General features: G+C 63.6%; 17 protein-coding genes. 8 read left to right on the top strand and 9 right to left on the bottom strand.

Annotation, left to right across the window (positions count from 1 at the left end; translation table 11 throughout):
• The first annotated feature begins 122 nt into the window (after nt 1-122).
• Nucleotides 123-518, top strand: coding sequence for a VOC family protein (locus AC1RQ5_RS30590; RefSeq protein ID WP_493204577.1), 396 nt, complete (start codon nt 123-125; stop codon nt 516-518).
• 312 nt (nt 519-830) lie between these two features.
• Here AC1RQ5_RS30590 and AC1RQ5_RS30585 read toward each other — a convergent pair whose 3' ends face one another.
• The 4 genes from AC1RQ5_RS30585 to AC1RQ5_RS30570 all read right to left on the bottom strand — a co-directional run bounded on the left by AC1RQ5_RS30585 (nt 831) and on the right by AC1RQ5_RS30570 (nt 7,872).
• On the bottom strand, nt 831-5,936 hold the full coding sequence (locus tag AC1RQ5_RS30585; protein ID WP_493204576.1) for a helicase-like domain-containing protein: 5,106 nt from the start codon (nt 5,934-5,936) through the stop codon (nt 831-833).
• Between the two features lie 109 nt (nt 5,937-6,045).
• Nucleotides 6,046-6,444, bottom strand: a complete 399-nt coding sequence (locus AC1RQ5_RS30580) for a DUF3085 domain-containing protein (RefSeq protein WP_493204629.1) — start codon at nt 6,442-6,444, stop codon at nt 6,046-6,048.
• A 9-nt stretch (nt 6,445-6,453) separates the two neighbouring features.
• A complete protein-coding gene (locus tag AC1RQ5_RS30575; protein WP_493204575.1) occupies nt 6,454-7,062 on the bottom strand; it encodes a DUF1419 domain-containing protein in 609 nt (202 codons plus the stop codon).
• Between the two features lie 495 nt (nt 7,063-7,557).
• Nucleotides 7,558-7,872, bottom strand: coding sequence for a helix-turn-helix domain-containing protein (locus AC1RQ5_RS30570; RefSeq protein ID WP_493204628.1), 315 nt, complete (start codon nt 7,870-7,872; stop codon nt 7,558-7,560).
• Nucleotides 7,873-7,935: 63 nt separating this feature from the next.
• On the opposite strand from AC1RQ5_RS30570, the gene AC1RQ5_RS30565 reads away from it, so the two are divergent.
• Nucleotides 7,936-8,523: a zinc-binding dehydrogenase gene (locus tag AC1RQ5_RS30565; RefSeq protein ID WP_493204574.1), complete on the top strand. Its 588-nt coding sequence runs from the start codon at nt 7,936-7,938 to the stop codon at nt 8,521-8,523.
• A 180-nt stretch (nt 8,524-8,703) separates the two neighbouring features.
• Nucleotides 8,704-8,910: a DUF1737 domain-containing protein gene (locus AC1RQ5_RS30560; protein WP_493204573.1), complete on the top strand. Its 207-nt coding sequence runs from the start codon at nt 8,704-8,706 to the stop codon at nt 8,908-8,910.
• Nucleotides 8,911-9,054: 144 nt separating this feature from the next.
• On the opposite strand, the gene AC1RQ5_RS30555 is transcribed toward AC1RQ5_RS30560, so the two are convergent.
• The gene (locus AC1RQ5_RS30555) at nt 9,055-9,951 is read right to left on the bottom strand and encodes a DUF3991 and toprim domain-containing protein (protein ID WP_493204572.1); all 897 of its coding nucleotides are present in this window, start codon (nt 9,949-9,951) and stop codon (nt 9,055-9,057) included.
• A 467-nt stretch (nt 9,952-10,418) separates the two neighbouring features.
• On the opposite strand from AC1RQ5_RS30555, the gene AC1RQ5_RS30550 reads away from it, so the two are divergent.
• Genes AC1RQ5_RS30550 through AC1RQ5_RS30535 form a run of 4 tightly spaced genes read left to right on the top strand, consistent with a single transcriptional unit; the run spans nt 10,419 to nt 16,178 of the window.
• Entirely contained in the window at nt 10,419-11,858 is a 1,440-nt protein-coding gene (locus AC1RQ5_RS30550; protein ID WP_012092607.1) for a tyrosine-type recombinase/integrase, read from the top strand.
• Nucleotides 11,858-13,666, top strand: a complete 1,809-nt coding sequence (locus AC1RQ5_RS30545) for a site-specific integrase (protein WP_012092606.1) — start codon at nt 11,858-11,860, stop codon at nt 13,664-13,666. The genes AC1RQ5_RS30550 and AC1RQ5_RS30545 overlap by 1 nt, the downstream gene beginning before the upstream one ends.
• Entirely contained in the window at nt 13,663-15,807 is a 2,145-nt protein-coding gene (locus tag AC1RQ5_RS30540) for a hypothetical protein (RefSeq protein ID WP_015647726.1), read from the top strand. The genes AC1RQ5_RS30545 and AC1RQ5_RS30540 overlap by 4 nt, the downstream gene beginning before the upstream one ends.
• The gene (locus AC1RQ5_RS30535) at nt 15,804-16,178 is read left to right on the top strand and encodes a hypothetical protein (protein WP_012092604.1); all 375 of its coding nucleotides are present in this window, start codon (nt 15,804-15,806) and stop codon (nt 16,176-16,178) included. Before AC1RQ5_RS30540 ends, AC1RQ5_RS30535 begins: the two co-directional genes overlap by 4 nt.
• A gap of 12 nt (nt 16,179-16,190) precedes the next feature.
• Here AC1RQ5_RS30535 and merBA read toward each other — a convergent pair whose 3' ends face one another.
• Genes merBA through AC1RQ5_RS30515 form a run of 4 tightly spaced genes read right to left on the bottom strand, consistent with a single transcriptional unit; the run spans nt 16,191 to nt 19,413 of the window.
• Nucleotides 16,191-18,428, bottom strand: a complete 2,238-nt coding sequence (gene merBA, locus AC1RQ5_RS30530; protein WP_012092603.1) for a bifunctional organomercurial lyase/mercury(II) reductase MerBA — start codon at nt 18,426-18,428, stop codon at nt 16,191-16,193.
• On the bottom strand, nt 18,425-18,673 hold the full coding sequence (locus AC1RQ5_RS30525; protein WP_012092602.1) for a hypothetical protein: 249 nt from the start codon (nt 18,671-18,673) through the stop codon (nt 18,425-18,427). Before AC1RQ5_RS30525 ends, merBA begins: the two co-directional genes overlap by 4 nt.
• On the bottom strand, nt 18,674-18,967 hold the full coding sequence (locus AC1RQ5_RS30520) for a heavy-metal-associated domain-containing protein (protein WP_012092601.1): 294 nt from the start codon (nt 18,965-18,967) through the stop codon (nt 18,674-18,676).
• 20 nt (nt 18,968-18,987) lie between these two features.
• Nucleotides 18,988-19,413: a mercuric transporter MerT family protein gene (locus AC1RQ5_RS30515; RefSeq protein ID WP_012092600.1), complete on the bottom strand. Its 426-nt coding sequence runs from the start codon at nt 19,411-19,413 to the stop codon at nt 18,988-18,990.
• A gap of 85 nt (nt 19,414-19,498) precedes the next feature.
• On the opposite strand from AC1RQ5_RS30515, the gene AC1RQ5_RS30510 reads away from it, so the two are divergent.
• Nucleotides 19,499-19,939 carry a MerR family transcriptional regulator gene (locus tag AC1RQ5_RS30510; protein ID WP_012092599.1) on the top strand — a complete coding sequence of 147 codons (441 nt, stop codon included), beginning with the start codon at nt 19,499-19,501 and terminating at the stop codon, nt 19,937-19,939.
• Nucleotides 19,940-20,053: the final 114 nt, after the last annotated feature.

Below are 20,053 nucleotides of genomic sequence, written 5' to 3'. Positions count from 1 at the left end.
GCTGCATCGAAGCGGACATAGCGCCGGGATCGCCCACGAATCCATACTGACTATGTATTGCCACGCTGGCGTGGCATGATCGCTGGAAGGTCACGCTTCACTAGTGCAACGAAGGAGATTCCGTGCCTCGTTCCGTCACACCGTTCTTGATGTTTCAAGAAAATGGGGCCCTTGCCCTTGAATTTTACAAAGTCGTTCTCCCTGATGTCGTTGTCGAATCTGTCGATTACTACGCCGAAGGCGAGTTGCTTCCCTCAGGAACGCTCAAGGTGGCAAACCTTTCTTTTGCGGGTCAGTCGATCCGGTTATTCAACAGCCCAGCAGTTCATAAATTTAACTTCACGCCGTCGATCTCGATCTTTGTTGAGTGCGAAACAGAGGACGAGTTGAGGCAACTCGCGGCAGCCTTGCAAGAAGGAGGTAGCGAGATGATGGCCGTGGGAGATTACGGCTTCAGCAAGCTCTACGGATGGGTGACCGACGGCTTCGGCGTATCGTGGCAACTCAATCTCGCGTAAGTTGGCTATTCACCCGGAACCCAAGCCGCCGGACACTTGGTGAATGGCCGGTTGAGTAACAACCGACGAATCCGGACGACCGGATTGGGGCCGAAATCGGAAATAGTGGAGCAGTCGCAAAACTCCTGGAACTACGCGACAAAATGAAATCTTCTCCAAGATAAGGCGCGTGCTCGAAGTCAGTGAGCAGCATTCCGACAGCGCGCTCGGTCCAGATCGCAGAACGCTCATAGACGGCGCGCACCGGCCGGGTGGACCGACAACTTTTATCCGCCAATTCGTTTGGAGCGAATCATTCAACTCCGGCATCTATTACGCCACTAGCCTGTCTGCATCGGCGCCAATACCTCCCAAATCGGCAGCAAGCGCCGCCTCGACCCCGGCAAGCTGCCGCCGCTTTTCAGCAAGCACGTCAGCAAAGGCGAACAGGCCGCCCTGGCGGGACCGGTAGGACGATAGCCGCCGCTCGGCCTCGGTTAGACGCTGGCGATAGCGGTCCTGATCGGCGTTGAACCCGTCGAGTGCATGTTCGAGGCGGCCGATCGCTCCGAGCGGCGTGACCGTCACCGGCAGCTCGATCTCATGATCGGCACCGGTGCGCAGCAGCGTGGCGGCATAGCGGTAACCATCCTTTCCGAAGCGCTCGCCGGAATATTCCAGCTCGAACCCGCCAAGGGATGCAATGACAGTCTCGTCTTCATGCTGGAGCTGTACAAGGGTAAGTATTTCTTTCATCAGCGCGCGGCCGGCGGCTTTTCGTTCGCAGAACGAAAGGCCGCTCACCATCATGGCGAAGGCGTCTCCCCGAGTGGAAATCAGCCGGTCGATGTCCTGCCCGATCTCGTCGATGCGCCGGGTCGAGGCCTCGATATCGCGCTCGGCATCGCGGATCTGCCGGCGGACGGCGAACTGGTCGTCTTGATGCGCGGCGCGCAGGCGTTCCAGCCGGGCGATGTCGGCTTCGAGACCCGCCTTCTGCATGAGGCGCTGATCACCGCTGGCAATCGCCTTCGCCATGGCGAATTGGTTCGCCTGTCCCTCGCCGAGGTCCTCCAACCTGCGGATCGAGGTGTCGCCGGAGAGCGCGGCCGCGATGAAGCGGGCTTTGCGCTCATTGTTCTGCCACATGGTAGCGTCGAGGGACCCTTCCGTCGCATAGGCGAAGATATCAACCTCGTCGTGCTGGTTGCCTTGCCGCACGATCCGGCCTTCCCGCTGCTCAATCTGCGAGGGAAGCCATGGCACGTCTAGATGGTGCAGGGCCTTCAGCCGAAGCTGAGCGTTGACGCCGGTGCCCATTGTCTCGGACGAGCCGATGAGGAAGCGAACCTTGCCGCCGCGGACATCGCCGAACAGCCGCTGCTTCGCCTCGGATTTCTTGTAGTCCTGCATGAAGGCGATTTCGGACGCCGGCACACCCAGGCGGATGAGCTCGTCTCGGATCCAGCGATAGGCCGAGAAGCCGCGCGTCTTCTCGACGCTGATGGTTCCCAGGTCTGAGAAGATCATCTGCGCCGCGCCAGGCAGCTCAAAGGCTTTGCCGTCGGGCTGCAGATAAGTCCGCTCAGCCGTCTCACTCCAGATGCGAAAAGCATTGCCCACAAGCGCGTTGAGCTTGTTCTCCGGCTCGTTGTCATTGTCGGGATCGACCAGCCGCAGGTCGATCGCCGCATGGCGCCCGTCGGTGATGACGGAGAGCAGGATGTCGTCGCCGGGTTCCGGCGGCCGGTCGCGTTCCTCGATGACTTTGATACGGGCGTCGAGCACGGTCTGATAGCGCATGAAGGCGGCTGTCGGCTTCGCGGTGACGATCTGGCGCCGGCCAGTCGAGATCGCCGGCACCTTCACATAGCGGCGCAGGTCCTCCGGCATAACCACATCCGCGAAGGAGCGGAACAACGCGATCAGCTCCGGCACGTTGACGAAGCTGGCGAAGCGGGAGACCGGCTTGTACTTGCCGGATGGCTGCAGCTCGAGTTCGGTCGTGGTGTCGCCGAAGGTCGAAGCCCAGGCGTCGAACTCGTGCAGCCCCCGCTCCATCAGCGCAGCATGGTCCATCAGACGCTGGACCGAGAACATCTCGCCGAGCGTGTTGGTGATCGGCGTACCGGAGGCGAGCACCAGAGCGCGGCTGGGATTCTTCGTTTCGATAAAGCGGGACTTCACATAGAGATCCCAGGCCCGCTGCGAGCCGTTCGGATCGACCCCCTTCAGCGTCGACATGTTGGTGGCGAAGCTAAGCTTCCGGAACTCTTGCGCCTCGTCGACGATGATCTGGTCGATGCCAATCTCGGCGATGGTGAGGAGATCGTCTTTCCGCGTCGACAACGCCTCCAGCCGCTCCTGAAGCCCTTCCTTCAGGCGCTCGAGCCGCTTGCGTGAGACACGGTCGTCGCTCTCGACCTTGGCCAGCAGCGTCTCGTAGAGCTCAAGCTCATCATGGATCATCTGCTGCTCGAATGCGGATGGCACGCCGATAAAGCGAAACGCGCTATGCGTAATGATGATCGCATCCCAGGTCGCCGTCGCGGCACGCGACAGGAACCGGGCGCGCTTGTCCTTCGTGAAGTTAGTCTCGTCGGCGACGAGAATGCGGGCGGACGGATAGAGCGCCAGGAATTCGCGCGCGGCCTGCGCCAGGCAGTGGCCCGGCACGACCAGCATCGCCTTGGCGATCAGGCCGAGCCGTCGCTGCTCCATGATCGCGGCGACAAAAGTCATCGTCTTGCCGGCGCCGACGGCATGGGCGAGATAGGTCGAGCCCGCCGCGATGATCCGCCAGATGCCGCGCTTCTGATGCGCGTAGAGGGTGAAGGCGCTGCTGGCGCCCGGCAACTTCAGATGATCTCCGTTGAAGGTACGCGGCGCTATATTGTTGAAGCGATCATTGTAAAGCCGCGCCAGCCGATCGGTGCGATCGGCATCCGACCAGACCCAGTTCTGGAATGCGGTCTTGATCTTGGCGAGCTTCTCCTTCGCCGCCTCGGTATCGACGACGTTGAGGACGCGCCGCTCCTTGCCGTCCTCCTCGAAGGTGTCGAAGATCTGCGGCACCCGGCTGTTTAGCGCGTCCGCCAGCAGCTCGCCGGCATGGCGGCGTTCCGTTCCCCATTCCGAGGTGCCGGCCGCAAGCCAGCCAAGCTGGCGCGCCTCGACGGTCCAAGAGGCAAGCTCCGGCATGTGGTGGATGCGGATGTCCGCGCCCGTGGTTTCCTTCACGAAGCCGACGACGTCGGCCGCCGGGATCCATGGGGCGCCGAGGCGCGCGGTGATGTCGGAGGGGCCGAGATCGGCCGGCTGTACCTCGATCAGGGAGCGGACATTGCGTTCGAAAGCCGGATCGAGCACGGCCGCGGTCTCCGCCGCCTTCAGCTTTTCGCGAACGGCGCCGGAGAGATAGGCGTCGGCCGTCTGCCATGAGCCGTCGACCGGATCCTGAAAGATCGCCTCACCGAGGTCCTCGATTACAGCGGGAACATCGCGATGGACGAGCTCGGCGATATGCTCGAGATCGACGCGGCCGCGCTCGTTCAGCACGACGACCAGCGCGTCAGCCGCCGAGGTGATGACGGGCGGCGCTGGCGGCGCGATGACGCGCTCCGAGAAGATCGGCCCGGGCTTCGCCGTGTCGATGTCGACGTCGTAGTTCTCGATCGAAGCGACCAGCCAGCAATCGGGATCGTCGACGAACGGCTGAAGGTTCGGCCGGCGATGCGTCTCGCGGACCTCGCCGGTCTCGTCATCCTCGCTCACCGAGACCGTGGTGTGATTGATCGGACCGAACTCGCGCACGAAGCTCGACCATGCGATCCGCAGCCGTACCTGCGCCTCCTTCCAGGGCCGGTCCTGTTCCTGGCATTTCAGCACCTCGCGCACCGCATCGCGGATCGGGATCAGCCTGCGGATGATGCGGATATGCTTTTCGGGGACGCCGTCGCCGGACCGGGCTTTCCTCGCCTTGATCGCGACCGCCACACCGTCGACGATCTGCTTCAGGCCATGGCTGGCGTCGAAGAAATAGCTGCCCTCCCGGACATGACGAGCCGCGTGCGCCACGGCGTTGAAGCGATCGTCATGACCATGATCGTCGAGATCGATCTCCGTCGGCTCGCCGTCGTAGATGGCTTCCGGAAGAAGAGAGATTGCGGCGTCCAGTGCTGCGCCGAGCTCCATGCCCTCATGCGGCAGGCAGGTGTAGGTCTCGCCGAACGGACCGGAGGTCAGGGCATGCGTGCCGAGCACGAAATCCGGATGCCGCACGAACCAACGGTTGACCCGAATGGCGCCATCGTCGGCCGTAGCGGCACGAACTTCATCGAGATCAAGCCAGGTCTGATCTCCCTCGGGCTCGCCGACCTTCCTCTTTCGGAAGAAGAGGATGTCGACCACCACATCCGTGCCGGCGTCATTGCGGAAACTGCCTTCGGGCAAGCGGATTGCCGCAATCAGGTCGGCCGACTTCGCGATGCGCTCGCGTGCGGTCGCGTCGGCTTTGTCCATCGTGCCGTGCGAAGTGACGAAGGCCGCGAGCGCGCCGGGCTTCAACAGATCGATCGACCGGGCGATGAAGTAGTCATGCAGCCGAAGGCCAAGCGAACGATAGGCGCGATCGGAGCGGACCGTGCGATCGGAGAATGGCGGATTGCCGATGGCGAGATCGAAGACCGCCGGCAGGTCGGTGCGCGCGAAATCTCCCCTGACGATCCGGGCCCGCGGCTGCAGCAGCCGTGCGATTCGCGCCGTGACCGGATCGAGCTCGATGCCGGTGATGTGCGAGGCGTCGCGCAGGCCCGCCGGCATCAGCGCCGGGAACAGCCCTGTGCCGATCCCCGGCTCGAGCACCCTGCCTCCGCGCCAGCCGAGCCGCTGCAAACCCGTCCAGATCGCTTGGATGATGAACTCCGGGGTGAAATGCGCATATTGCGTGCAGCGCGCCAGCGAGGCGTAGTCGGCCTCGGTCACGGCGTCCTGCAGCTCGGCGCCGAGCGCATTCCAGCCGGCGCGGAATTCCATCTCGCCCGGCCGGCGGAAGACGCCATTAGCAAGATCGGACGCGCCGAAGCCGGTAAAACGGATCAGACGCGCCTGTTCTTCGACGGTCGCTGGCCTCTCCTGCTCTTCGATCTCGGAGGCGAGCCGGATCGCGGCGATGCTGTCGCGCGCCCGGGCCTTCCAGCCAGCGGCGAGTCCACGGTCGCCGTCGAGGACGAAGTTCGTCCCCTTCTCCCTTGGCTTGCCGAGGATTCGTACCTGAGCAAGCGCTGGCTGCGCAAGCGCAGGCGCCGGCGTCGTGGGATCGGGATCGTCATCCGGATCGTTGTCGGCGATGCCGGCGAACGCCGTGACGCCGAGGCACAGCCCGGAAGACACGGCGGTGTTGCCGAAGAGGTCGATGGTAAAGGGGTCGTCATGCGCCATGGAAGCGTCTCCTGTCGTGAAGGCGCGCGCCATCGGCCCGCCGGGTGTCGAAGGGCAGGTGCGAAGATCGCGAGCAGGTTGAGGAAAAGGGCCTTTGCGGCCCGGTATTTCAGCGGCGGACCGCCGTGACCGACAGGCTGGTGGCGGTCATGACGATCTGCAGGTGGGTCGCTGTCGGCGAGGCGGCGATCAGCCTGACGAGCATCTCGGCGTCGAGGAAATCGATGCCGTCATCCGCTCCGAAGTGTCGGCGCTTGTAGTGCCAGAAGTCCGGATTCGTCTTCGGATCGCACTCTTCGGCGTAGACGACGAACGGGCACTGCCCCTCGGGCAGCTTGCCGTTCGAGAGGAAGTAGCCCCCTTCATCCCCGACCAGCCAGGCGCCGGGCTTCTCACCCTCGCCGGGCCGCAAGCCGTAATAGGGATTGCGGAAGCCGCCGTTCAGGAGCGCGTCGATGCGCCCCTTCGTGATGACGGCGCGGACCGCCGTCACAGTGAAGGTGAACATGGCCATCCCTCACGCCGCGATCGCGTCGGGGAGGTGGCGCAGATGCACAGGCAGCTTGGCCGAGATATCCGTATCGCTCAGCTCGCCAAGAATCCTGAAAGCCCGTTTCTGCCAGGATGCGCACATCATCACGATGCGCTCACCGCGCTGCGCTTGCGCGAATCCCTCATCGGCGTAACCGCGATAGGCGTCCTCGGTCGCGCTCCAGATGTGCTCGAGACGCTCCTCGCGGCTCATCGCCCGCACGGGCCGGGATTCACGCTCGACGATTGCCGAACGCATGCGCTCGGGCGAGCCTCTGTCGGCCAGATCGCAATAGCCGTGGAAATGCCTGAGGCGGCCCTCGATTGACAGCGCGAAGAAGATCGAGGTGATCGAGCCGGTCAGGTACTCGCGCATCGCGAACATGTCGCCACGCATCCATAGCGGCGGCAGGATCTCGAACATGTAATCGTGCTCGGCCTGGCCGATCTCGAACCATTCTCCACGGTAGAAATGGCCGTCGTCGCCGTTGAAGCGGTTCGGGCGCTGGGCATGGCGGTCGAACAGGCGAAACATCTGGCGACGGTCGGCGACGCCCTGATACACTTTGCGGATGGAATGGACGGAGAGGTTCATTGGCGGGCTCCTTCAAGGCCTCGTCCAGGCCGGAGCGCGGCTCCCCTTATGGGATCACCATCTTCTCTTCAGCCCTTCATGACCCCTCCCCCGCCGCCGCCTCTCCGTCCGGACGAGTCAAGGGCCGGCGCAGCCGGGCGAAGCTTCACCCTTGACGCGGCCGGCGGGCATGCGGCAGGCCCCGTCTCTCCTCCATCCCGCCCTCTTTCTCCCACTTTCGGACCTTTAGAGGGTTCCAATGCCCCGACGGTGCGAGGCGAGGCCGGTCCGAGCCGCTTCAAGAATCCTTCGCAGGCCCGTGACGAATCCGTCTCCTCGCGCATTGCCGTCGAAACGAAGACGAGCTGCGCACCTCGGGTACCGGCGGATCAATGCCGCCGGTGGCAGGAGGGGTGGGAAACTCGAGACGGGTCAACCTCACTCGGCGGCAGAGGGTAAAGATTCAGACAGGCAGCCAGAGCGCTGCCGAATTAACTTGCGGACGGCTCGTCGATCTCATCTTCCCGCTGCATGACCCGCATTTTGACGAACAAAGGCATGGGGACTTTTGCCCATCTCCCCTCGAAACGCGAAGATCAGGGCCGAGGGGGTTCCGTAACCCAGCTCCATCGCCACGCTGGTCACGGACATTCCGCTGCTTAGCAGTTCGATCGCGCGAAATACGCGCAATCGGCGCCTCCACGAGCGGAGTGGGGCGTCAACCTCGGCTTCGAAGCGTCGGGTCAGCGTCCGAACCGACATGCCGAGTTCCCGAGCCCAGTCATTCGCACTTCGCTCGTCGTTCGGGTCGAGGAAGAGCGCTTCGCAAATTTTGGTCAGCGCCTCGCTTCGTGGCCACGGCAGCGCGCTCGGAAGTTGCGGTGCGCGACGAAGTTGGTCGAGAATGAGGGCAGCTATGCGGAGATGATGATCGCCCGCAGCACCGGCTTGGTTTCCATTCCCGACGAGCTGAGTTCAGAAGAAGCAGCTCCGATCCTGTGTGCGGGTATCGCGACCTTCAACGCCCTGAAGAAATCCGGCGCCGAGGCGGGCGATACGGTGGCCGTTCTCGGCATCGGTGGGCTCGGCCACATGGCTGTCCAATACGCACGCCGCATGGGTTTCAGGGTTGCAGCTATCGGCCGCGGTGCGGATATCGCCGAGGATGCGCATGGGCTCGGAGCTCATAGTTACATCGACACGGAAGTACAGGACGCGGCCCAGGCTCTGAATGCTATGGGCGGGGCCAAAGCCATCATAGCGACGGTCGGCCTGACGACGGTGGTATCGCCACTGGTGGCCGGGCTTGCCCCGGGAGGGCGGCTCGTCATGCTCGGAACCGGCAAGGAGCCCGTAGCCATATCGGCCGGTATCTTGGTTGGTGGCGAGCGGAGCGTGCAAGGCTCCATAACCGGTACGCCCCTACGAGAACGAGCGGACCCTAGCCTTCAGCGCCCTTACGGAGGTCCGGCCTTGGATTGAGACCATGTCTCTCGAGCACGCACCTGACGCCTACCAGCGAATGAGGTCAGGCAACGCGAAATTTCGGATGGTCCTGATAATGGCCACGGACGGCCATCGATGACGTTAAGCAGACGCTCAACGCAGTCTAACTGCTTTGGGCTTCAGCCTTCGATTCCCGACGGACAAAGGAGAAGATTAATGACGATGTTATACCGCTTCCTGACAGGTCCGGACGACTCGACCTTCTGCCATAAAATCTCCGAAGCCTTGAGCAAAGGCTGGGCCCTGCATGGGCCAACGACAATGACCTTCGATACGAACACACAAAAGGTGGTTGCTGGTCAGGCCGTCACCAAAACGATCGAAAAGCCTTATTCTCCCGAGATGAAATTGGGACAGCAGTAAGGAGCCGACCTCGGCTCGAGCTCTCGAGAACTCGAGTGAACGCATAGTCCCAAAGTTCGCCCATGCGGAGCGTTTGCTCATTGAGCCGGAACATCGTCTGGCCAGCATTCCTCTGTGAGGGCGGCCACCTCATCTTGCCTTTTCCTATTTCGCCCGGGCACGAAGCGCATCGTTCCAATCTTCCGCCGCCGGCGTCAGGCGAAGGCAGTCGCAACCCGCTTCCTCTGCCAAAGTGCGCAGGCGAGAGGCAAACGCCTCGCCCTGCGCATTGGCATCCGTGGCGGCAACCAGTTGCGCGTGGGGACGCATGGCGAGCACTCGCAACGCCGCCGCAGTCGTCGGCGACCATCCGCCGCCGGTGCTGAGATAGAGGGTTTGCTCCCGCAACCCTTCCAGAGCTGCGAGGCTCATCGCGTCGATCGCCGCCTCTGTCACGCACAAGCGCAGACCATCGGTGGCGCCCAGCCGGAACAACACTTTCGATCCGCCAGTCGAGAAGCCTCGCCATAGCGGGCCTCGCTCCTCCCAACCGGTGACGACACCGGCATCATCGACATGCGCCGCCCATAGACTGCCGCGCGGACCTTCGCGTAGTTGGTTCTGGCGGACGGCGGCGTGGATGATGACATCCGGAAGAGACCGGTCATCGCGCAGGTAGCGCCAAGTCGCCGAACCCGGCCACGGTTGGCGGCGTAGGCTCCAGCGTTCATAAAGAGGCGCCGCCGGTTGATATTCCCGAGCCTGCCGCGTCCAGGCCGGTTCTGCTGGCACGTATCCGACAAGTTCGGCGGCAGCTGCAAGGACTTCGGCGAAATTCCCACCGTCAAGATGGCGGATCAGCGAGAATACGTCTCCCTTCGCATCCGACAGCGGATCGAACCAACCCTTGCCGTCATGGATCACAATGATGATGTCCTCACCGCGGCGATGCTTGACCGCCCGCCGCGTGCTCTCCCTCACGTCGATCGCGAAGCCGGACTTCTCCAGCACCGCCGCGCAGGACACGTGGCTTTTCAGATATTCAACCTCGCTTGTCTCCATTTCATTCTCCGGACGATCTTCGTCTGGCCTTTCCTATATCTTGCCTGCCCGCATAATTCGCGGGATCGCTCCTACCTGCCGCGAAGAGCAAGGCTGCAAGGGCACGGGCCGGCAACTGGTGAATTCGTCATACCAGTAACGGGCGACCCGGCCCGCGGCGTTAGCTTCCCTTGCGGGCGCCAGCTCGCAAGCGGCACCCTGCGCGGCCAAGGGCCGGTTCAGTGAACCGGCCGGCTGCCCGAGAAGGGATCGTATTCGAAAAGCACGGTGACATCCTCGCCGTCGAGCTCGTCGGCCGGCAGGACGCCGTTATCCTGACTCTGTGTTCTGTCTTACCGCTGTGACGTTCGCAGCACACGATCAACGTTGACGACATTCCCCTTCGCTTGAGGTGAGGCGATGCGATTTTCCCGCCGGGACGGGCTCGAGCCCGTCCCGGCGGGAAAATCGCGGCCGAGGAGAACAGGATGCCCCAGCTCTTCTTCACGGATCTTTCGACGCTGCGGCAGTCTGTTACGGTTGATGGCGTCGTCCACAGGCTGTCGGTGGATGAAGTCGCAGCCGCCGAGAAGCTGAACCTCGTGGACGGCATGCCGTTCATTCTTGGCGATGACGACAGCTACGATCACGACCTGAACCGGTTCTTTCGAGCTTGCCCCACGTTGGGGGTTCGTTCGCCCAACAGCTTGCGCGCCTATGGTTGGGATATCCTGATCTGGATGCGCTTTCTTGCCGAGCGCCGAGACAACAGAGCCCTCTGGGCGGCTGATCGGCACGATGTCGCAGCCTTCCATGCGGCGCGACGTCTGGCGCTTCCTCCGGCGCGCATCTCGGCCGCGAGCTGGAACCGGTCGGTAGCAGCGCTCGACAAGCTTTACCGATGGGCTCTTGAAGAGGGAATGATCGCCAAATCGCCTTTCACCTATCGGCAATCATGGCGACGGACGAACGGCGGCGGGGCCATAGCGGTCGCTGCCAATGTTGCCACCGAGCGCGGCGCACGGACACGCGATATCCGGTTCCTTTCCCTGGATCGGTATCTCCTGTTTCGCGAGATCGGCTTGCGTGGTCGTCTTCCAGACGGGAGCGAGGATCCCACCTGGCAGGGCCGCAACAGCGAGCGCAATGCGTTGTTCGCCGAATTGCTCGTCACGACGGGCCTGCGGCTCCAGGAAGCGGCAAGTCTGCTCTGGATCGAGTTCCCGAGGACGGAGCCGGTCGGTGCATTGAGGAGCCGATCTTTCCGACTGGCGCCGGCCATTGCCAAGGGTAGCAAGGGGCGCGAGATCCGCTTGCCCGAGCGCGTGCTGAAGCGTCTGCATGAATACGCGGCGTTGGAACGGACCAATGTCCTCATGCGCCTTTCGCAACCGCGCAATAGGTCAATCGAACATCCGATCCGTGTCGTCAGCCACGATCGGGGAAGGCTCCTTCTGGAAAAGGACACAGTTCGAGCCAGTGTCGACGTGCTGGCGCCGCGCGAACGCAGCCGCTTGGTATGGGCGGAAACATCCGAACCATTGTGTCTTTGGCTGGCGGAAGGGGCGCGGCCCATGCCCCCGGCCGCTTGGGAGGTGGTCTTCCGGAGGGCAAGCGTACGGTGCAGGCGGTTCGGGATCGACCTCGACGTCACTCCGCACATGATGCGCCACACCTTTGCGGTTCATATGCTGTCGCTGCTCGTGCGTGAACAGATCGGATGGGTACTCGACGAACGCCGATCCCATATCGGCGCGGCGTACCGCCGCTTGATTGGCGATCCTCTTCTGAAGTTGCAGCGTTTGCTGGGCCATAGCCGCATCGAAAGCACTCACATCTACCTGGATTGCATGGAAGAAAGCCAGGAAATGATCGACGCTGCGGTCGAGGCCTGGGAACTGCGCGTTAATGCTGGTGGACCCCTGTGATGAAACGCGGTCGTCGTGCCACCTTCCCAGTTGGAATCGAATTGTTCGACACTCAAGAGGAAAATCCGCAAAATCCGCTCGTCTTCGTCCTTCGGACGGAAGATGCCGGGAGGATCGACGTCAATCTGTCTTCCTGGCCGCTGACGGCGCTGACCCATGAGGTTGCGCCATTCCTGCAGGAGTATCTCCACCGGATGGGGCCGGCACCACTCTGGAAAACCGCAGGCACCTTTATCCGCCGTCTGCGGCGGTTCTGGCTGTTCCTGGAAGGGGCGTCGGTAAAACCTCGTCGTCTCGACGACTTAACTCCGGCGGTAATCAATGCCTATGAGGACTGGCTGGAGCAGAACGGCGGCGAGCGACCCAATCAGCGCAATGTGCTCGGTGCTCTGATCGGGGTGCTGCGCGTCGCCGCCGAGCTCAATCCTGAAAGGCTTCCGCCCGAAACACTGTTGCGCCTGAAATACATCGGTCACGGCGAGCACGGCGTCTCAAAGCCGCGCGATGCCTACAGTGGGAGGATTGCCTCGACGTTGCTGCAGGCAGCGATGCGCCAGATCATCGAGGCTCGCGACCGGATAGCGACGGGCGAGGCTCTGCCTCCCCCACTTCTGGATGTAGGCCGTGATCCAGAATTGCGCCGTCGCTATGACCTAGTGGTCGAACAGATTGTGACGGCGGGAGTAGTCGCCGGGGAAGGCGCGCTGTTCGACAATCTGCGCTACCACGCTCATAGATGCGGGCTCGAGCCGCCTCCGGTCGAGGAACTGCATGCCGGCTTCCATCTGACCCGGTACGATGTCGTCGGCTTCCTCGTCTGGCTGTCCTTGACGACCGGCATGGAGATCGAAGCGCTGCGTGGGCTTGAGGCTGACTGCTTGCGCAATCCCAACCGGGGTTATGTCGAGATCGAGTATCGAAAGCGGCGCGCGCATCATGCCCAGTGGAAGCGCTTGCGTGTCCGCGATGGCGGACGGGAGACGCCCGGAGCCGTCCTGCGGCTGGCGATCAAGCTGACGGAAAAGGCTCGGCAGCACACTGGATCGAGCAAGCTCTGGATCACCTGGAAGCCGGGGCGCCTGTCGTCGCCGAAAAAGCTGGGGACCTGCGTGGCCGCGTTTGTCGAGAAGTACGGAATCGTCGATGACGCCGGAAAATCGCTGGCGCTCAATCTCTCCAGGCTGCGCAAGACCCAGAAGGCTGACTGGTATAAGCGGACCGGAGGGCAGTTGGAGAACTTTGCCGTCGGCCACACGGTAGCGGTGGCGGCCAACCATTATGCCGACATCCCCGCCCTTCGGCATCTGCATGAGCAGACGATAGTCGAGGCACTGACCGACGCGATGGCGCCGGCTCTGCGACCTTGGATCGTTGTGCCCGCGGATGAAGCCCGGCTGCGAACCTCAGCCGACGCGACCGGGCTGCCGGTGCCGTCGGAAAAGATCGGCCCGCTCCTGGACGGAGAGCAGGATCTTTGGCTGGCGGCGTGCAGCAACTTCCGCGTCAGCCCTTTCGGTCGGGAAGGCGAAGCCTGTCCGACGCCGTTCTGGGGGTGCCTGGAATGCTCCAACGCGGTCATTACCGCACGGAAACTACCGGCGCTGATCGCGTTCCAGGCGTTCATGGACGAGCTGCGGGAGGCGTTGCCTTCTGGCGACTGGAACGAGAAATTCGATCGGCCATACCGCAGGATCACGGAGCAAATTCTGCCGATGTTCCCGTCCTCCGTCGTCGGAGGCGCACGGGTTGAGGCGGCAGAATCCTCGGCGCGGTTGCTCTATCTTCCGCCGGAGGCTTACGGCTCATGACCACTACCTCTCCTTTGAACGATGAGCGTGCCGTCTCACGCCTCAGGGTCGATGACGACATCGTTTTGGCTTCGATGCCTCTCAGGGATGGTACCGACCGAGCGGCGCTCTCGCGGTTCGGCGATGATGTCTGGGATATGGCGCCGGCGATGTTCAACATGGCCAGAAAGGCCTTTCGAACGGTCGACTTCGGCGTGATCCCCTGCGCGGCAGAGCGGTTGCTTGCGAAGGAATACATCTATGCCTGGATGAATGAACGGCGCGCCGACGGTGAGCCGCGGTTGCGGCCAGTCTCCGGCCATACTGCGCTTGCGACGCTGCGCCGGTTCCTGGACTTCGTGCGCTCGCGGATCGGCAAGCTCGATCTGGCAAACGTCGATCAGGATTTGATCGATGCATACGCGACCCATCACCGGGCGCGGCCGATCACGCCGGGGCGCGTGGGTGTGTGCCTCAGGCCCATCGTCCAGCTTCATCGCCTGGCGCCCTATCTGACGTGCGGTGGCATCACCTTCACCCCGTGGCGCGGCCGACCGGTCTATCGGGCAACCGGCCAGGGAACGCGCTGTTCGGAAAACCGGACCGCGCGCATCCCGGAGCCGGTCATCGGCGCAATGCTGCGATGGGCCTTGAAATATGTCGAGCACCTCTGCGACGACATCTTCACTGCCCGGGCTGAAGCCGATGCACTGAACAGCCGGTTCGCAGCACGCTCGCGCGCCCGCCACACGCGGCCCGCGGTAATGCTGGCCTCCTGGATCGACAAGCGTCGCGAGGAAGGAAGAGGCATTCCTGTCTGGGAAAGACCTCTTTCGATCGGGGGGCTGACCGGCAGATTGTCGCGGGGCGGCAGGTTTGATGGCGAGGTCATCAATCTGAAGCTCCTGACGATGCAATGCGGGCTGCATCTCACCACCGTCCACAAAGATCCGGCCCTGTTGTCGATGGTTCATGATGCTGTCGACGAGCTTGGGTTCGAGGTGGGCGGGATGGACACGCCGATCTCCCCGGATCCCGACACGGGGCGACCGTGGCGGGAGCGCTTCGATGCCATCAGCCTGGCGCGGGAAGAACGGCACCTGCAGACGGCCGCCTATATCGTGTGTTGCTATCTGACGGGCATGCGCGACGGTGAGGTGCAGTCGCTGCGATCCGGCTGCCTGAAACGGAATCTCGACCGGGACGGGCGAACAGAAAGGCTGGCGATCGAGGGCGTGACCTGGAAGGATCGCGGCGCTCGCGGCGAACAGGTCGAATGGATCACCATCGAGGCCGCCGTCCAGGCGATCCGGGTTGCCGAGCGTCTTTCGGAACGATTCCGCCGGAATGCGGGGACAGAGCGGCTATGGCTTGCCCTTGACGACCGCGAGACGAACAATGCCGAGACGCCGATACTCATCGCCAAGAAGATCAACCAATTCCGAGAACATCTCGATGAGCGATATGGCGCGGACGATAGTCCTGTGATCCCCCGAGTGGGAGAAGACGTCTGGCGCTTCAACACCCGTCAGTTCAGGCGAACGCTGGCCTGGTACATCGCGAACCGGCCCTTCGGGGTTGTCGCCGGCAAAATCCAGTACAAGCACGCCTCCGTGGCCATGTTCAACGGCTATGCCGGCTCGTCCGCATCCGGCTTCAGGCAGGAGGTCGAACAGGAACTGGCGCTCGGACAACTCGACGACATCATCGACTACTTCGAAAACCATCGACGCGGTCACGGTCCAGGCGGACCCGCCGGTAAGCGCGTCGGCGTGGAACTGGAGCGGGTCGGCCGCGAACTCGGCCCGCTTCCGGGGCAACTGGCCGATCGCAAGCGCCTGAAGGCGATGCTGGCGCATCTGGCGCGCACGCTGCATGTCGGATATCTGAACGACTGCTTCTTCGACCCATTGACGGCGCTCTGCCTGCGGGAGTCTGAGAAACCTTCAGCCTCGGTGCCGGTCCTGTCGCGATGCGCGCCCGACCGATGTCCCAACGCCTGCCTCGTCGAGCGACATCTCCCGCCATGGGAAGCCTCCATTGCACAGGCGGAGGATCTTCTCGCCGACAAGCGTCTCTCCCCGCTGCAACGCGAAGCGCTGCGCCTGGACAACGACAGAAAACGCAGGCTCATCGCGCCGTTGAAGGAACGCACATCATGAAGCCGGTCAGTGCAGCCACGGAACAGGCGCTTCGTGAGGCGATGGCGCGCCTCCTTTATGGGTGCCCCCGCGTGGCTGATGGCAGGCTGACGGTTGTGAATCTGGCCATCGAGGCAGGTGTCAGTCGCGCGACCGCGAACCGCGCTTCCGAGGTGCTGGAAGCCTTCCGCCATGCAGTTGCCGAGTCGAGAGCCCGGCGCAACGCGACGGATCGGCCGGCGGGGACGGCCCGGGCCGAACAGGAGCGGCGCGCCGTCGAAACCGTGCTCGCCCAGCATCGTCAAGTCCGCGCGCTGTGCCAGCTTATGGAACGGCGGCGCGATAACCGCACCGCCGACGTCATACCGATCATCGGCAGGAAACGCCCTTGACGCCGATTGTGCTCACCCGGCGCAGCAGGAGAGTTTGGCGATGTCCTTGCCGAACGAAAGTGCTGCGAGCTTCAGCCCCTCGACCGTGGTGAGGTAAGGAAAGATCGTGTCCGCGAGGTCATCGACGGTGAGACCCTGGCGGATCGCGAGAGCCGCGGTCTGAATGCTGTCGGCACCTTCCGGCGCGAGGATGTGGGCGCCGAGCAAACGACCGCCAGCAGCATCGGCCACGAGCTTGATAAGCCCACGAGTGTCGCGGGCGGCGAGTGCGCGCGGCACCTGATCGAGACCGATCGTCGAAACGCGGATCTCATGCCCGGCCGCACGCGCCGCCGCCTCGGTGAGACCTACGCTTGCGACCTGCGGATCGGTGAAGACGATAGCGGGCATGGCGCTGTTATCGTAGCGCAGGCTGTCGCCATTGAGGGCGTTCTTGGCGGCGAGCTTGGCGCCATAGGCGGCCATGTAGACGAACTGGTCGCGGCCGGTGACGTCGCCGGCGGCATAGACGCCAGCCTTGGTCGTGCGCATGCGGTCGTCGACCACGATGCCGCCCTTCGCCGAGACGGTGATCCCGTGCTCGGCCAGCCCAAGGCCTTCGATGTTGGGCGTGCGGCCCGTGGTGATCAGCACCTGATCGGCGTCGATCTGGACATCGTGACCGTCACGCGTGACGGTCAGTGACGCTCGGCCCTCGGTTTTGCGGATCGCGCGGTAAGCGATGCCGGAGATAACGGTGATGCCTTCATCCTCGAAATACCCCGTGAGCGCCGCGCCGATCTCGGGCTCGGCCTCGGGGAGCAGTCGGGACCGGCAGACGAGGGTCACCTTGACGCCGGCACGGGCGAACATCTGGGCGAGCTCCGCGCCGATATAACCGCCGCCGATCACCAGCAGCGATCGCGGCAGTTCCTCGAGGTCGAGCGCCGTCGTACTGGTGAGATACGGTACGGTCTCGAGGCCAGGAATAGCAGGAACTGCCGGCCGCGCGCCGGTTGCGATAATGATCTTGCCAGCGGCAATACGCGCGCCGTCAACTTCGACACCGCCGTCGAGGAGGCGAGCCGGCCCGTCGCGATAGGCGATACCATTGTACGCGGGGAGCAGGTCCGCGTATTTGGCCTGGCGCAGCCCAGACACGAGCGTGTCCTTCTGACGAACGGTTCCGCGCCAGTCTGTCAGTTCGGCTTCAGCAGTAATGCCGGCAAAACGTGCCGCCACGCGAGCGTTATGAAGCGTCTCGGCCGCGCGGATCAGGGTCTTCGACGGCACGCAGCCGACATTGACGCAGGTGCCGCCGATGGTGCCACTGCCGATGAGCGCCACCTGTGCGCCCTGATCGGCGGCCGTGATCGAGGCCGAGAAGCCGGCCGAGCCGGCGCCGATGACGACGAGATCGTAAGCGCCTCCATTGCGACCGTTTGTGCGCAAGGGTCGGTTGGCGACCACCAGGCTCTTCGACGCCACATCGAGACCAGCGAGGCTCGGCCCGAACAGAGCACGGCCGGCTTCCAGTCCTTCCTCGATCGACAGCCGGAAACCTGGCTCGTCGGTGGAACGTTCGTCGCGCCAGGCGGAAAGATGCTCGTCCGAGCAGAAAAAAGCGGTCGTCGCGCAGAGCGAGCTCGCGGCGCAGCCGCCTTCATAACGGACGCTCTGCCACATGACGGCCGACTGTGGCTCGACGTCGGCGAGTGCCCGCCCTCGGTCCTGCGTGGTGATCCGGATCAGTGCGCCGCAATGGCCGCAGGGCGAGGCGATCGCGGTGTCGCGATCGGTCATGGCACCGATGCCCAGCGCGTCGACCGCGCACATTGCATTCAGCGTGCGTCCGTCCAGAGTGACCCGATGGCCGGTGTTATGATCGCTGAACGGATAGGCGCCGACGATCAGCTCGCCATCGAGAACGACGAGGTCGCGCCGGCGGAGCTCGTCGAGCAGTGGCCGGATGACCATCTCACTGAGTTTTGTACGCTCCGCAAGCGCGCTTATGGTCGGGGCACCCCCGTGGTCGGCGTAGAGTCGGAGCAACGCAACACGCACCCTGTCGGTGGCGGGATCGTAACCGCTCCAGCGATTGAGCACGTGGTCGGACCCGACCATCGCCTGCAGAGCGTTCTTGACCACAGGCGACGTGACCGCCGACCAATCCGGAAACGTTACGCCCGGTCGAACGGCAAAGCTCGCCAGTGTCGCGGGCTGAGAAACGGCCGGGTTGTCCCGGGAGGAGGTTGCACAGCAATCGTTCATGGCTTCACGCCTTCCTTGCGAATCTTCGTCTCATAGGCCGTGGCTCTTGCCCGGCGATGATGGGGCCCCCACGCGCCGAAGCCGAAGCCCGCGACGATCAGGGGAAGCACCACTGCACCCACACCTGTCAGCCACGTGCCAAGACCCGCCAGAGACAGGCCGACGGCGAGGAGCGGCGCCGCGCAGCAGATCGCGGCGAGGACGGCGCCAACGGCACCTGCGCGGATTACGGCGCGATCAGTCATCTAGCTGCCTTGCTGCGTCGGGTGGGCCGGATAACCAGCATTCATGCTGGCGGCTGCGATGGCATCGGTGCTCGTCTTAGCGTCGTCGAAGGTCACGGTCGCGGACTTCGCCTCGAAGGAGACGGTCACCTTCGCGACACCGGGGATTGCCGCCATCGTGGTCTTCACGATGTAGGGGCACGAGGCGCAGGTCATGTTGTCGACGGCAAACGTCACAGTGCGTTCGGCGGCGAAGGCGGCAGGCGCAGTCATCACCGACGCGATCAAAGTGAAAGCGCTCAAACTCTTCCTCATGGGGTAGTCTCCTCTTGGTGTCAGGCGGAAAGCAGCAGCGGCGCGACGTAGTCGAAGGCGAAAGCAGCGGCGACGAGTACGGTCGCGAACCAGAGCGCGATCTGAACGAGGCGGCTGGGGACGGCGCGCGTGCAGGCAGCCCCATCGGCACAGGCCTGTCGCGGCTTCCAGTAGACAAGGTAGAAGCCGTAGCCGAGCATGCCCGCCGTTGCGGCGACAAACAGTGGCTTGTAGGGCGCAAGCGCCGTCAGATTGCCGATCCAGGCGCCGCCGATGCCGAGGCTGAACAGGACGAGCGGAATGATGCAACAGGACGAGGCGGCGATGGCGCCGAGTATGCCGCCGACGGCGACCAGGCGCTGTCGCCCGGCCTCGCTTCGCTCTGGCGTCGTCAGGTTTGCCGCAGTCGGTGCAACGTCTGCTGGTCCGTGTCGGGATGCATTCATGTTCGACCTCGCTCTTCTTGTCGAAAACCTATCCAGGCGCTAATGTGCGGTCTGTAGCAACTACAGGGTCAAGGGGTATTTTTGGATGCGCGATCACGCTGGCGTGAAAGGCCTCAAGCGCGCCGAACTCGCACAGCGCACAGGGTGCAATCTGGAGACGGTCCGCTATTACGAGAAGGTCGGCCTCCTGCCGGAGCCGCCGCGCACGGCGAGCGGCTATCGCAGCTACGACAGCACCCACGAGCGACGGCTTCGCTTCGTCTTGCGGGCGCGCGAGCTCGGCTTCTCCCTCGATGAAGTCCGTGAACTGCTGCGCCTCGTCGACGAGCGCGACCAGCCCTGCGCCGAGGCAAGCGCCGTTGCCGCCGCGCATCTCGACGACGTGCGTGAAAAGATCGCCGACCTGAAACGCATGGAGCGAGTGCTGAAGGACGTGGTGGCCCAATGCACAGAAGGCAATCGGCGGGAATGTCCGCTGATCGAGACGCTGTTCCGGGAGCCGGCGAGCTCAGCGAAATGCCAGTGAGACAGCTTGACTGTTCAGATAAACGCCCTATTCGCCGTCTACCTCGAAGAGTGAGACCGGGACCATCAGGGTGCGGGCGAGCTGGAAGGCGGCGTTCTGGGCGAGATCGAGGTC

The sequence above is a fragment of the Tardiphaga sp. GW821-FHT12E02 genome, from assembly GCF_058807155.1.
Note: the sequence above shows the minus strand (reverse complement) of the source record. Positions and strands in the feature narration are given on the sequence as shown.